A 13,726-nucleotide genomic window follows, 5' to 3' on the forward strand; every position below is an offset into this window, starting at 1 on the left:
CGTCAGAATTCCGCGCCGATGCTCAGGCCGATCGTGAACGGCGAGTCCGGATCGTCCAGCCCGCGCGCGATATCGATCTTGACCGGGCCCACCGGCGAGCGCCAGCGTGCGCCGATGCCCACGCCGGTATGCCAGTCTGGCGAACTGCTGTCGAAGGCGCTGCCGCTGTCGACGAACACCGCCGCGCCCCAGTTGCCGAAGAAATAGTGCTCGTACTCCGCGCTGGCGGTGACCACGTTGCGCGCGCCGGTGGCGAGGTAGCCGATCTCGCGCAGCCCGCCGTCCTCGTCTTCTTCATAGCGGGTCAGCCGCGGGCCCACTTCGCGCCATTCGTAGCCGCGGATGCTGCGATCGCCGCCGGCGTAGAAGCGCAGGCTTGGCGGCATGTCGACCAGGGCGCTGGTCCAGGTGTAGCCAGCCTCGGCGCGCAGGATCAGGCGCCCGTTGCTGCCCACGCCCTTGAAGGTGCTGGCGCGCGCATGCAGCTGGGCGAAGCTCGCGTCCGAACCCGCACCCTCGACGCCGCTGCGCAGGGTCAGCGAGCCACCCACGCCGCTGGTCGGGAAGATGCGGTCGTCGACGTTGACGTATTCGGCGCGCACCGAGGGATAGGAGAAGGTGGCATAGCGGTACGCCAGCGGAGTCGTGGGATCGTCGTCGTCCTCGGTCGAATAAGCCCAGCGCTCGCGCAGCACGTGCAGCGAGGCCACCAGGTTCACCTGCGGGCTGTACTGGCCGCTGCGGCTGCCCACCAGTTCGATCCGGCGCGTGTCGATGTAGTCGGTCTGCTCGTCGTTGCCTTGCGCGCTGATGGTGTACCAGCCGTCGCGCCAGGTGAACGCGGGGATGCGGTACTGCAGGGTCAGGGTCTTGCGCTTCTGCGCATAGTCCAGCTGCGCCAGCGCCTTGTGCCCGCGGGTGTTGACGTAGCGGCGCTCCGCACCCAGGCGCACGCCGGCGCCGCTGTCGGTGCCGTAGCTCAGGCCGGCGGTGTAGATGTTGCGCTTGGCCGGCGTGAGCCTGACCGTCACCGGCACGCGGCCATCGACGGCCTGCTCGGGATCGGGCGTGATCTCGATATCGCCGAAGTAGTCCAGCCGCGCCAGCGAGGTGCGCAGGCGGTCGATGCGGCCCTGGTGGTAGTAGTCGCCCTCGTCCCAGTAAACCAGGTTCTCGAGCAGTTCGTCGCCGATGATCCGCCGGGTCTGCTCGAACACCGTCGGACCCATGTCGTAGCGGATGCCGCTGGTCCAGACCAGCTCGATGTCGGCGGCATTCTCGGCGCGCGTCACCTCGACCCGGCGCGAGGCGAAATCGGCGTCGAAGTAGCCGCGTTCGGTCAGCCGGCGGCTGATGCGGATCTTGCTGGCTTCGTAGTCGGGGTGGTTGAAGATCGCGCCTGGCGAAGGAATGAAGCCATCGATGTCGGACTGCAGGTAGCGGTCCTGGCCGCCTACGCCGATGATCGCGATATCGGAATTGCGCACGCGCACCGGCTCGCCGGCGTCGACGCGGATCGTCACGGACACGCTGCCGTTCGCGCGGCCGCGCTCGACCTCGATGGTCGGCGAGTAGAAGCCGAACGGCTCCAGCGCCTCGCGCGTCTCGTCCTCGGCCGTGCGCACCAGGTAGCCCATGCGGCGCCCGCTGACCTCCTGCCCGGCCGCGTCGACCAGCGACAGCGACACGCGCACGTTGTTGGCCATCTCCTCGTCCAGACCGAGGATCTTCACCTCGCCCACGGTCACCGCCTGGGCGGTGCCGAGCGACAGGAACAAAAGCACGGCAATGGCGGCAGCGCGGCGGGGGAGTCGCATCGGGGGAGGATACCGAAGGGATGTCGACGGACGATTAACGGGACGGGGGCTGAAGGCTTGCGGCTGGGGCGATGCGCCCTGCGGGGGCAAGCCGCAGCGACGTTCTGCGGGCTGGCCGCCTCAGGCCGACAGATGCTCGATCGCCGCCACGCTGCCCAGCCGCGCCGACAGCCGCTTGAGCAGGGCCAGGCGATTGCGGCGCAGCTCGTCGTCGTCGACGTTCACCATCACCCCGTCGAAGAACGCGTCCACCTGCGGGCGTAGCTGCGCGAGGCGTCCGAGCACGGCCACGTAATCGCCCTGCGCGAGCGCGGCATCGGTCTCCGCATATGCGGCCTCGACCGCATCGGCCAGCGCCACTTCGGCCGGCTCGCGCAGCAGCGCCCTGTTCTCTGCTGGGGGAATCGCTTCCTCCACCTTGCGCAGGATGTTGTTGATGCGCTTGTTGGCCGCGGCCAGCGCCTCGGCCTCGGGCAATGTTGCGAAGCTGCCGATTGCCGCGATGCGGCGGTCGAAGTCGATCAGCGAGACGGGCCTGTGCTCGGCCACCGCATTGAAGTGGTGCACTGGCACGCCCTTGTCGGCGTAGTAGCCCTTCAGACGATCGAAGGTGAAGCTCCAAAGGTCAGCTACCAAGCTTTGGACAAGCTGGTTGCCGCTCTCCTCATTGAGGTGCAGCTGTCGAATGTCTTCGTCAATCTCGTCGATCACGGCCTGCTTGTTGGCGAGACTAGCCCGGCTGGCCTTCTCCAACTGAAGTATGAGCTCGTCGTTTCGAGAGGAAATCAGAACTCTCTCGAACGGTTCCGAAGCTAAGCTGATGAGTCCATCGAAACTCATCTCAATCTCGCCCTCGACAATTGTCCTCGCCAGCCCCAGCGCATTACGCCGCAGCGCAAACGGATCCTTGTTGCCAGTGGGCTTGAGCCCCGCGGCAAATCCACCCGCCAGCGTGTCCAGCCGCTCCGCGATCGCCAGTACCCGGCCCAGATTCGATGGCGCGATATCGTCCGCGGCAAAACGCGGCTGCCAGGCTTCATCGATGGCATCGGCGACGGCCACGCGGTCGGCGTGTGGCAGGTCGGCGAGCGCCGCGTCCTGCATCGCGTAGTGACGGCCGGCAATGCCCTGCAGTTCCGGGAACTCGTTGACCAGGCGCGACTGCAGGTCGGCCTTGGACAGCTCCGCCGCGCGCCGGGCCAGCGTCGTGTCCACGCCCACCTGCGGCGCGATCGCCTCGGCCAGCGCCGCCACCCGCGTCACCTTGTCGGCGACCGAACCCAGCTTTGCCTGGTAGGTGACGCTCGCAAGGCCCGAGTTCATCGAGGCCAGCCCCTGCTTCATGTCCTCCACGAAGAAGAAGCGCGCGTCGGCAAAGCGCGGCCGGATCACGCGCTCGTAGCCCTTGCGGATCTCAGAATCGTCTTCGGGATCGATGTTGGCCACGCCGATGAAGTGCGGGCCCAGGCGGCCCTCCGCGTCGAGCACCGGGAAGAACTTCTGGTTGGCCTCCATCGTCGCGACCAGCGCCTCCTGCGGCACCGCGAGGTATTCCTCCTCGAACGTGCACGACACCGCGCGCGGCCACTCGACCAGGCACGCGACCTCGGCCAGGTTGCCGGCCTCGATGCGGGCCACGCCGCCCACGGCCTGCGCGGCCGCTTCAACCTGCTCGACGATGCTCCTGCGACGCTCCTCGGCGTCGACCAGCACCTTCGCGCCGCGCAGCGCGTCGACATAGTCGCCGGGCGTCGCGATCCATACGGGCCGCTCGTGCATGAAGCGGTGGCCGCGGCTGAAGCGGTCGGCGCGCACGCCGAACACCTCGGCCTCGACCACGTCGCCACCCAGCAGCAAGACCAGCCAGTGCACCGGCCGCGCGAACGCGTAGGCGTGGTCGCCCCAGCGCATCGGCTTGGGGATCGGCATGGCGGCGATGGCCTCGTGCAACACCTCGGGCAGCAGTTCGTGGGTCTTCGCGCCCGGCTTCACCGAACGCAGCACGAAGCGCTCGCCCTTGGCGTCGCTGGCGCGCTCGAGCTGGGACCAGTCCACGCCGGCCTTGGCGGCGAAACCCTGCAACGCCTTCGTCGGCTGGCCGTCGGCGTCGAGCGCGATGTTGAGGTAGGGGCCGAACACTTCGGAGGCCTGCTGCGGCTGCTCGACCGCCACGCCCGGCAGCAGCACGGCCAAGCGGCGCGGCGTGTACAGCGGTTTTGCGTTGCCGCGATCGACCGCGATGCCGCGCTTGTCCAGCGCCGCCAGCACGCCGTCGAAGAACGCCTGCGCCAGGCCGGGCAGCGCCTTGACCGGGAGTTCCTCGGTGCCCAGTTCGACGAGAAGTGGCTGTAGATCAGACATCAGGAATCCCATGTTTTGAAGTCCTCCCCTTCAAGGGGAGGATTTAGGTGGGGATGGTGTCGACGCGTCGTCGCAAAACCATCCCCTCCCCAGCCCTCCCCTTGAAGGGGAGGGAGTGGTGTCATGCCGCTACGTTCTTCAAACCGGGAAACCCCAGCTTCTCGCGCTGCTCGAAGTACGCCTGCGCCACCGCCTGCGACAGCCTGCGCACGCGCAGGATGTAGCGCTGGCGCTCGGTGACGCTGATCGCGCGGCGCGCGTCGAGCAGGTTGAAGCTGTGGCTGGCCTTGGTGACCTGGTCGTAGGCCGGCAGCGGCAGTCCGACCTCGACCAGCTTCAGCGCTTCGGCCTCGCAGGCGTCGAAGCGGTGGAACAGTTCGGCCACGTCGGCATGCTCGAAGTTGTAGGCGCTCTGCTCGCGCTCGTTCTGCAGGAACACGTCGCCATAGCTCACCACGCCCTGCGGCCCGCGCGTCCAGACCAGGTCGTAGACGTTGTCGCAGTTCTGCAGGTACATGCACAGCCGCTCGAGGCCGTAGGTGATCTCGCCCAGCACCGGGCGGCATTCGATCCCGCCGGCCTGCTGGAAATAGGTGAACTGGGTGACTTCCATCCCGTTCAACCACACCTCCCAGCCCAGGCCCCAGGCGCCGAGCGTTGGCGATTCCCAGTTGTCCTCGACCAGGCGCAGGTCGTGCAGCAGCGGGTCGATCCCCAGTTCCTTCAGCGAGCCGAAGTACAGCTCGACGATGTTGTCCGGGCTGGGCTTCATCACCACCTGGTACTGGTAGTAGTGCTGCAGGCGATTGGGGTTTTCGCCGTAGCGGCCGTCGGTGGGGCGGCGCGAAGGCTGCACATAGGCCGCGTACCACGGCTCGGGACCCAGCGCGCGCAGGAAGGTGGCCGGATGGAAGGTGCCGGCACCGACCTCGAGGTCGAGCGGCTGGATCAGCACGCAGCCCTGCGCGGCCCAGTAGGCGTTGAGGCGGGTGATCAGTTCCTGGAACGTGGGTCCGGTCATCGGCACGCGTCGATTCGGCGCTTTCGCGGGGCGCGCTAGTATAGCGGCGGACCCTGCAGCACCCGGATTTCCCGGCACCCGGAGTCACGTTGAACGAAGCCCCGCGTCCCGCCCCGACACCCGCGCGCCTGCCGCCCGGCAGGCTGGCACTGGAGCCGGTGATCGCGGGCCTGGTCGCCGACGGCCTGCTCGCGCCGAAGGACGCCGAGCACGCGCGTGCCAGCGCGCGCCACGTGCGTGGGCTGGATGCGGTGCATCCGCTGGTGCTGCTGGCCAACCTCAAGCTGCCCTCGTCGCAGCGCGCGAGCAGCGAGCTGGGGCTGGAAGCGCTGACCGAATGGCTGGCCAGCGCCAGCGGTCGGCGCTACCTGCGCATCGATCCCACCAAGATCGTCGTGGCCGAGGTCACCGAACTCGTCTCGCATGCCTACGCGCGCCGGCACCGCATCCTGCCGGTGGAAGTCACGTCCGACCGCGCCCGCATTGCCACCAGCGAGCCGATGGCGCTGGACTGGCTGCCCGACGTGCAGCGCCTGCTGCGGCGCGAAATCGAGCTTGTGGTGGCCAACCCGCTCGACCTGCACCGCTACACGATGGAGTTCTACGGCGTCACGCGCTCGGTGCGCGGCGCGCACCAGGACGGCGGCGAGAAGGGCAGCCAGGCGCCGAGTTTCGAGCAACTGGTCGAGCTCGGCCGCGCCGGCGACGTCAACGCCGACGACCACCACATCGTCAACATCGTCGACTGGCTGCTGCAGTACGCCTACGAGCAGCGCGCCTCCGACATCCACCTCGAGCCGCGCCGCGACGTGGGCCGGGTGCGCTTCCGCATCGACGGCGTGCTGCACAAGGTGTTCGAGATGCCGCCGCCGGTGATGGTCGCGGTGGTCTCGCGGATCAAGGTGCTCGGGCGCATGGACCTGGCCGAGCGCCGGCGCCCGCAGGACGGCCGCATCAAGACCCGCTCGCCGGGCGGGCGCGAGGTGGAGATGCGCCTGTCGACCATGCCCACCGCCTTCGGCGAGAAGTGCGTGATGCGCATCTTCGACCCGGACACCGCGTTCAAGAGCATCGAGCAGCTCGGCTTCGACCAGGAAGAAGCGGACACCTGGCAGGGCCTGACCAGCCGCCCGCACGGCATCGTGCTGGTCACCGGCCCGACCGGTTCGGGCAAGACCACCACGCTGTATTCGACGCTCAAGCGGCTGGCGACCAGCGACGTCAACGTGTGCACGGTCGAGGACCCGATCGAGATGATCGCGGTCGAACTCAACCAGATGCAGGTGCACCACCAGATCGACCTGACCTTCGCCCAGGGTGTGCGCACCCTGCTGCGGCAGGATCCGGACATCATCATGATCGGCGAGATCCGCGACCTCGACACCGCGCAGATGGCGGTGCAGGCCTCGCTCACCGGCCACCTGGTGCTCTCGACCCTGCACACCAACGACGCGCCCTCGGCGATCACCCGCCTGCTCGACCTCGGCCTGCCGCATTACCTGATCGCCTCGACCCTCAACGGCATCCTCGCCCAGCGCCTGGTGCGCACGCTGTGCCCGCACTGCAAGGCGCCGAGGAAGCTCAGCGCGGAAGCCTGGCACGCGCTGCTGCCCGGGCCGCATCCGCCGCCGGTGCCGGGCACCGCCAACGGCCCGGTCGGCTGCCTGGAATGCCGCAACACCGGCTATCTCGGGCGCGTGGGCATCTACGAGCTGATGCCGGTCACGCCGCTGCTGCGGGCGCTGATCCGCCCGGAGATGGAGCTGGCCACGTTTACCCGGGCCGCGATCGGCGAAGGCCTGCGCACCTTGCGCACGGCCGGGGCGGAGAAGGTCGCGCAGGGGCTGACGACGGTGGAAGAGGTGCTGACGGTGCTGCCGCCAACGGAGTAGGGGCGGGACCGCGCGGCTTGCGGAAGGAAGATTCCACCTGCCCGCCCATCGGCGCGCATCCAGCGCCGCGCAGCCGATGCAGTAGCATTGTCGGCATCCGTGGCGCAGCCACATCGAAGGCGAAGCAGGACAGTCATGTCGACGCGTGCAATGGGGCCGGCCACCGGATGGTCGTGGCTGGCGCGGGCGGTCAATCTGGGCCGCAGCAACCCGAAGGCGGTGATTGGCGCGATCGGGCTGGTGGCGTTGGTGGCAGTGCTGCCGAGCATCCTGCAGATGGTGCTGCAGCCGGCGATGGGCGCGCAGCCCAATGCGCTGCTCACCGTGGCGGCGCTGACCACCTTGGCCTCGCTGATCGTGTTCCCGCTGCTGATCGGCGGCGTGCTGCGCGTGATCGACGCCACCGAGCACGGCCGGCCCGCCATCGCCACCGGCGTATTCGACGCCTTCCGCGGCGGCAACGGCGCAGGGCGCCTGATCGGCTTCGGCCTGCTGATGACCGCGCTCTACCTGCTGGTGTTCGGCACGATCATCGGCAGCTTCGGGCAGGGCCTGCCCGAGTGGTACATGCAGCTGATGCAGCTGACAATGGAATCCGGCGGCAAGCCGGTCCAGCCGGAGGACATCCCGGCCCCGCCTGCGGGCCTGGGCATGGTGATGGCGCTGGGCCTGCTGTTCGGCCTGTTCCTCGGCGGCGCCTACGCGATCGGCTTTGGCCAGGTCGCGCTGGGCGGGCGCGGCGTGCTGGGCGCCGTCGCAGACGGGCTCACCGGCGCATTGAAGAACCTGCTGCCGATCGTGGTGCTGGCGGTGCTGTCGATCATCGCGCTGTTCGCGCTGACCCTGGTGGTGACCCTGCTCGGCGGCGTGCTCGCGCTGGTGGGCGGGCTGGTGCATCCGGCGCTGGCGATACTGCTGGTCGCGCCGGTCTATCTGGGCATGATCCTGCTGATGTACGTGGTCATGTTCGGCGTGATGTACCACATGTGGCGCGACATCTGCGCCGAGCCGGTGGCGCCGCCGCCACTGCCGGACAACCAGGTCGAACTCTGAAGATCCCGCTGCGCTGCGCGCCGCCCGTGGGCTTTCTGCAGGAGCGGCTTCCGCCGCGACCTGGCCTTCCGTAGCAGCGGCTTCAGCCGCGATCCCGGCGGCGCAGGGACGAGGCGGCAGTGATCTTCCAGGATGCGCCGCTGTGGGCCCGGCTCGCGGCGCAACCGCACCGTCGTGGTCGCGGCTGAAGCCGCTCCTACAGGAGCAGTGCGTCCAGGGCGCGCTGCATTGCGCCCTGCGTGGCCACGAACAGCCAGACTGCCGCGATGACGCCCGCGACGATCTGCAGCGCCAGCCAGGCCTGCGCCCACTTCGGCAGCGTCGCCTCGGCGCGCGCATGCACCACCTGCGTGCCCGCGATGCGGTCGTGCAGCGCCTGGTGTTGCGGCGGCGCCAGCGCCAGCAGGTGGCCGATGTTGAGCGTCAGCCAGGACAAGGTGCCGGCAAGGTGGCGACCCGCCGCGCGCGCGATGCCGATCCGGCCGCCGCCTTGCGCAGTGCACACGCGCAGGCCAAGCGCAGTCTTGCCGGGCGTTGCCTGCCGCGGAGAGGCTTCCCACGCGGCGAACCAGGCCAGCGCCAGCAGCGCCGCCAGCAACAGCGGCTGCAGCACGGTGGCGGAGACGGCGTCCGAAAGCTCGCCCACCATCGCGCCGTGGCGCGGATCGGACAGCCACTGCCTGGACAGTTCCAGCGGCGAACCGCCGAGGGCCAGCATGTCCAGCATCGACTCCGCCAGCGAGCGCACCAGCGCGTCGAACGCGTCGGCACTGCGCGCGGCGCCGTCGCGCACGCGGCTGGCGCAGATGGACAGGGCGACGAGCGCGACCAGCATCATGTCCAGCGACCACGCCGCATAGCGACACAGCAGCCCGGCAGGCGCAGCCCGCGCGCTGCTCATGCCTCGTCCGCGGCTCCGGGCTCGCGCCGCGGCACGATCATGCGCGCGGCGATGATCCCGGCCTCGTACAGCAGGCACATCGGGATTGCCAGCATCAGTTGCGAGACCACGTCGGGCGGGGTGATGACCGCGGCGAGGATGAACACGCCCACGACCGAATAGCCCCGCCATTCGCGCAGCTGGTCGGGCGTCACCCAACCCAGCGCAACCAGGATCACCAGCGCGACGGGCAGCTCGAAGCTGATGCCAAAGGCCAGGAAGATCACCAGCACGAAGTTCAGGTAGGCGTTGATGTCGGTCATCATCGCCACCCCGTCCGGGGTGACCGCGGTGAGGAAGCCGAACACCGCCGGCAGCACGAGGAAGAACGCGAACGCGCAGCCGGCGTAGAACAGCGCCACCGCAGACACCAGCAGCGGCATCGCCAGCCGCTTCTCGCGTTTGTACAGGCCCGGTGCGACGAAAGCCCAGGCCTGGTACAGCAGCCACGGCATGGTCACCAGCACTGCGGCGAACAGCGCCAGCTTGAGCGGCGCCAGGAACGGCGAGGCGACCTCGACCGCGATCAGGTGCGCGCCGGGCGGCAGCTTGTCCAGCAACGGCTGCGCGAACCAGCCGTACAGGCGGTTGGCGAACGGCAGCAGCGCGACCAGGGCGATGCCCAGCCCGATCATCGCGCGCAGCAGGCGCGTGCGCAGCTCGACCAGATGCTCGATCAGGCTGCTCTCGCCGCTGTCGTTCTCAGCGCTGCCGGCCATCATCCCCGTCCGTGTCGTCGGCATCGCCGCGGTGCGCGCTGGCGTCGTGCGCTGACGCAGTGCCGTCCCCGGCGGTGTCGGCGGGAATGCCTTCAGCGGCTGCCGGCGCGGCGATCGCCTGCAGGCCGGTGTCGTGGTCCTGCGGCGCGGTGTAGGCGGCGGGGTCGGTGGTCAGGATCCCCGGCGCCGTGGCCGCGGTGTCCGTCGCGGCGCCGACCTGTCGGCGCAGGCTCTCGATCTCGCGCCGCGCCTCGGCTTCGGCCGCGCTGACCTTGGCCTGCACTTCGGCCTCGGTCTCCTGCATCGTCCTGTGCAGGTCCGCCGCGGCCTGGCGGGCGTCGTGCAGGCTGCGCTTGAGTTCATCCGCGGCCAGTTCGCGCTCGAGTTCGGACTTCACCGAATACCACTGCGCGCGCGCGCGGCGCACCCACAGCCCCGCGAATCGCGCCGCCTTGGGCAGGCGCTCGGGGCCGAGCACGACCAGTGCAACCACTGCGATCAGCAGCAGTTCGGTAAAGCCGATGTCGAACATGGTGGCGGCCGCGGACCCGCGGCTCAGCGCGAGATCGTGTCGTCCTGCCGGGACTTGCCCGACACGGTGCCATCGCGCTCCTGCTGCGGCGGCTGGTGGTCGAGCTCGCCGGTGGGCTTGTCCTCGTCGGCAATGCCCTTCTTGAATCCCTTCACCGCCTCGCCCAGGTCGCGCCCGGCGCCGCGCAGGCGCTTGGTGCCGAACACCAGCAGCACCACGACCAGCACGATCAGCCAATGCCAGATGCTGAAACTACCCATTGCATGCTTCCGGGAACAGGTGAGGAGCGCTCAGGATACTCCACGCCGCCAGGCACGACCGTGAGCGGCGTCGGGCCCCCTGCGGATTCAGGGCGTCTCGGCCAGTGGCTCGACCAGGGCCGGGTTGTCGTCCACCGGCTCGAAGGGCTGCGGCTGCGGGTCCAGCACCAGCTGCTCGGACAGCGGCACGGTGGTGGTGCCCGCCGGATTGGCGGGCGGCGCCGTCGTGGCCACGACGGGTGCAGGCTGGCCGCCGGTGCCGCGCGTGGCGCGGGCCGCTGCGGTGGCTTCCTCGAGCTGGTCGCGGAAAGCGACCACCGCATTCGAGGGCGCCTGTCCGGCGCGACCCTCGAGGATCATCCGCGGCGTGGTATTGGCGCCGTAGACCAACTGGTTGGCATCGTTGTCGATCTGCAGCACCGCACCGTCGAGCGCGACCCCGGCAAACAGCCCGCGCGCGCGCGACCACGACCAGATCTCGGCCTTCAGCTGGCCATCGGTGGCGGCGCTGGCGTTGCGGCCGACCGGCCCGGCGGCCACGCCGACATCCGCGCCCAGGGTGACCTTGCCGTTGACGATCGACTCGAGGCTGCGGTCGTTGCGGAACACGAGCACCACGTCGGACGACTGCACGCCGGCCTGGAGGCCGATGCTGCCGCCGGTGATCTTGACGAAGCTCGGGTTCGACCAGGTACCGTCGGGCGACTTCACCGACAGCAGGCCGTGGCCGCGGCGACCGCCGATGACCAGGCCGACCTTGAGCGTGTCGGGGATCACCACGATCGCGCGCGCCTCATCCAGCAGCTTGTCGGGGATCGCCGATTCCGGGATCGCCTGGACCTCGTTGAGCACGCGTAGCGCGTTGCTGGCGCGCGCGTCTTCCTCGGGGCCGGCGATGGCTGCGCCCGTGGCGAGCGAGAGGGCCAGCAGCGAGGCGATCAGCGTCTTGCGCAACGGCGCGGCGGTGCGGGAACGGGGCATGTCGACTCCGGAATACAGGTTGCACCGCGCGTCGCGGCGACGGCTCAGGCTAGTGACGAGGCCATGAATCGAGCATGAGTTGAGCCGGCCTGTCGCGGCGATCGACAGCATGTCGATGCCAACGGCGGCGCGGCCTGCCATCCTATGCGCATGACGAACCCAGCCCCCGCGCCCGGCGGCGCGACGCCAGACACCGCCGTCATCCTGGTCAACCTCGGCACGCCCGAAGCGCCCACTGCGGATGCAGTGAAACGCTACCTCGGCGAATTCCTCGGCGATCCGTTCGTGGTGCAGATTCCCAAGCTGCTGTGGTGGCCGTTGCTGCACGGGCTGATCCTGCCGCTGCGCTCGGCGCGCGTGGCCAAGAAGTACGCCGAGATCTGGATGGACGGCGGATCGCCGCTGGCGGTGCACACGCGCCGGCTGACGGCCGTGCTGCAGCCGCGCCTGCCCGGCGTCGAGGTGCTGTACGCAATGCGCTACGGTGGGCCCGCGCTTGGCCCGCGCCTGCGCGAGCTGCGCGCAGCCGGCGTGCGCCGCGTGCTGGTGCTGCCGCTGTATCCGCAGTATTCCTCGACCACCACCGGCACCGTGGTCGCGCTGGTGGAGCGCACCGGCGGCGCGCCTGCGACGCGCACGGTCAAGGGCTACGCCACCGATGCCGGCTGGGTGGCGGCCGTGGCCGACTCGATCCGGGCCCACTGGCATGCGCATGGCCGCGGTGACCGGCTGCTGTTCTCGTTCCACGGGCTGCCGCAGCGGCTGGTGGACGGCGGCGATCCCTATGCCGCGCAGTGCGAGGCCAGCGTGGCGGAGATCGCGCGCGTGCTCGAACTGGCGCCGACGGACTACGTGCAGACCTACCAGTCGCGCTTCGGTCGCGAGCGCTGGCTGGGGCCGGCCACCGACGACACCCTGCGCGCGCTGGCCGGGTCCGGCGTCGGCCGGGTCGACGTGGTCTGCCCGGGCTTTGCCGCCGACTGCCTGGAAACCCTCGAGGAAATCGCGCTGGAGAACGCGAAGCTGTTCCAGGACGCCGGCGGGCAGGCGCTGCGCTACATCCCCTGCCTCAACGACGCGCCCAGCCACGCGGACGCGTTGGTTGCGCTGGTTCAGCGCGAGCTCGCTGCATGGGATGCGGCCGCGTGATGCGCGAGTTCGCGCTCGACATCCCGCTCGGCCGCATCCATGGCCTGCGCCAGGGTGAAGCGGGGCAGCCGCGCGTGCTGGCCCTGCACGGCTGGCTCGACAACGCCGCCAGCTTCGTGCCGCTGGCCGCGCACCTGCCCGGCATCGAGCTGGTCGCGGTCGACCTGCCGGGCCACGGCCGCAGTGCGCACCTGCCGCCAGGCTCCGATTACTCGTTCGCCGGTGCGCTGCACGCCGTGCTCGACATCGCCGATGCCCTGGGCTGGGACCGCTTCGCCCTGCTCGGACACTCGATGGGCGCGGGCATCGCCAGCATGCTGGCCGCGGGCTGCCCGCAGCGGGTGACGCGACTGGTCGCGATCGAGGCATTGGGCGCGCTACCCGACACCGAGGACAACACGGTGCCGCGAATGCGCGACGCGATCCGCGCAGGCCGCGCGCTGCCCGGAAAGCGCATGCGCGTGTTCGATGAACTGGAGACGCCGGTGCGCGCGCGCACCCTGGCCCGTACCGGCGCGATCGAGGCAGCGGCAGCGCGGCTGCTGGTGGAGCGCGGCGTGCGCGAGGTGCCGCGCGAAGACGGCGGCATCGGCTGGGAATGGAGCAGTGATCCGCGCCTGACCCTGCCGACCATGGTCCGCATGACCGCGGGCCAGGTGCGCGCGCTGATCGCCGGCATCGAGTGCCCGACCCGGGTCATCCACGCCGACCCGCCGCAGGCCTACCTGCCCGAGCCGCAGCGAAGCCGGCACGCGGCGCTGCTGCCCGATGGCGATCTGCACGTGCTGCCTGGCGGGCACCACCTGCACATGGAGCAGCCGGAAGCCGTTGCTGCGCTGGTCGTGGATTTCCTGCGCGAAGGTGAGGGCTGAGGGCGGCCCCACCTCAATCCTTCACGGAAGGTCCGGACCTGCTCCTTTCCCCGCCTGCGGGGGAAGGTTGGGATGGGCGCGCGCGAAGCGCGCGGCACGGAGGCGTGGTGACCGGTGGCCCCCACCCCA

The 13,726-nt window shown here is 69.9% G+C and carries 12 protein-coding genes; 4 read left to right on the forward strand and 8 right to left on the reverse strand.

The annotated features are described in order from the left end of the window. Positions 1 to 2: 2 nt before the first annotated feature. The 3 genes from ACW5DW_RS00600 to glyQ form a co-directional block, all read right to left on the reverse strand. Positions 3 to 1,817 (reverse strand): autotransporter assembly complex protein TamA, encoded by a 1,815-nt coding sequence (locus ACW5DW_RS00600; protein ID WP_457016604.1) that lies wholly within the window; start codon positions 1,815 to 1,817, stop codon positions 3 to 5. 120 nt (positions 1,818 to 1,937) lie between these two features. Continuing rightward, on the reverse strand, positions 1,938 to 4,178 hold the full coding sequence (gene glyS / locus ACW5DW_RS00605; RefSeq protein ID WP_457018365.1) for a glycine--tRNA ligase subunit beta: 2,241 nt from the start codon (positions 4,176 to 4,178) through the stop codon (positions 1,938 to 1,940). 121 nt (positions 4,179 to 4,299) lie between these two features. After that, positions 4,300 to 5,199 (reverse strand): glycine--tRNA ligase subunit alpha, encoded by a 900-nt coding sequence (gene glyQ, locus ACW5DW_RS00610; protein ID WP_457016606.1) that lies wholly within the window; start codon positions 5,197 to 5,199, stop codon positions 4,300 to 4,302. A gap of 89 nt (positions 5,200 to 5,288) precedes the next feature. Here glyQ and ACW5DW_RS00615 point away from each other — a divergent pair, with 89 nt between their 5' ends. Together ACW5DW_RS00615 and ACW5DW_RS00620 are read left to right on the forward strand one after the other, a co-directional pair. Next, positions 5,289 to 7,091 carry a GspE/PulE family protein gene (locus ACW5DW_RS00615; protein ID WP_457016608.1) on the forward strand — a complete coding sequence of 601 codons (1,803 nt, stop codon included), beginning with the start codon at positions 5,289 to 5,291 and terminating at the stop codon, positions 7,089 to 7,091. Positions 7,092 to 7,226: 135 nt separating this feature from the next. Continuing rightward, positions 7,227 to 8,144 carry a hypothetical protein gene (locus tag ACW5DW_RS00620; RefSeq protein WP_457016609.1) on the forward strand — a complete coding sequence of 306 codons (918 nt, stop codon included), beginning with the start codon at positions 7,227 to 7,229 and terminating at the stop codon, positions 8,142 to 8,144. A gap of 196 nt (positions 8,145 to 8,340) precedes the next feature. Here the strand turns inward: ACW5DW_RS00620 and ACW5DW_RS00625 are convergent, their stop codons facing one another. The 5 genes from ACW5DW_RS00625 to ACW5DW_RS00645 all read right to left on the reverse strand — a co-directional run bounded on the left by ACW5DW_RS00625 (position 8,341) and on the right by ACW5DW_RS00645 (position 11,576). Continuing rightward, positions 8,341 to 9,045, reverse strand: coding sequence for an RDD family protein (locus ACW5DW_RS00625; RefSeq protein WP_457016610.1), 705 nt, complete (start codon positions 9,043 to 9,045; stop codon positions 8,341 to 8,343). After that, a complete protein-coding gene (gene tatC, locus ACW5DW_RS00630; protein WP_457016612.1) occupies positions 9,042 to 9,803 on the reverse strand; it encodes a twin-arginine translocase subunit TatC in 762 nt (253 codons plus the stop codon). Before tatC ends, ACW5DW_RS00625 begins: the two co-directional genes overlap by 4 nt. After that, positions 9,787 to 10,335: a Sec-independent protein translocase protein TatB gene (tatB, locus tag ACW5DW_RS00635; RefSeq protein WP_457016614.1), complete on the reverse strand. Its 549-nt coding sequence runs from the start codon at positions 10,333 to 10,335 to the stop codon at positions 9,787 to 9,789. Before tatB ends, tatC begins: the two co-directional genes overlap by 17 nt. Before the next feature lie 23 nt (positions 10,336 to 10,358). Next, a complete protein-coding gene (gene tatA, locus ACW5DW_RS00640) occupies positions 10,359 to 10,595 on the reverse strand; it encodes a Sec-independent protein translocase subunit TatA (RefSeq protein ID WP_457016615.1) in 237 nt (78 codons plus the stop codon). 87 nt (positions 10,596 to 10,682) lie between these two features. Then, positions 10,683 to 11,576 (reverse strand): lipid-binding SYLF domain-containing protein, encoded by an 894-nt coding sequence (locus tag ACW5DW_RS00645; RefSeq protein WP_457016617.1) that lies wholly within the window; start codon positions 11,574 to 11,576, stop codon positions 10,683 to 10,685. Positions 11,577 to 11,726: 150 nt separating this feature from the next. Between ACW5DW_RS00645 and hemH the strand changes: the two genes are divergently transcribed. Together hemH and ACW5DW_RS00655 are read left to right on the forward strand one after the other, a co-directional pair. Continuing rightward, positions 11,727 to 12,725, forward strand: a complete 999-nt coding sequence (gene hemH, locus ACW5DW_RS00650; protein ID WP_457016619.1) for a ferrochelatase — start codon at positions 11,727 to 11,729, stop codon at positions 12,723 to 12,725. Further along, the gene (locus tag ACW5DW_RS00655) at positions 12,725 to 13,597 is read left to right on the forward strand and encodes an alpha/beta fold hydrolase (protein WP_457016620.1); all 873 of its coding nucleotides are present in this window, start codon (positions 12,725 to 12,727) and stop codon (positions 13,595 to 13,597) included. The genes hemH and ACW5DW_RS00655 overlap by 1 nt, the downstream gene beginning before the upstream one ends. Positions 13,598 to 13,726 lie beyond the last annotated feature (129 nt).

The sequence above is a fragment of the Luteimonas sp. A482 genome, from assembly GCF_054072655.1.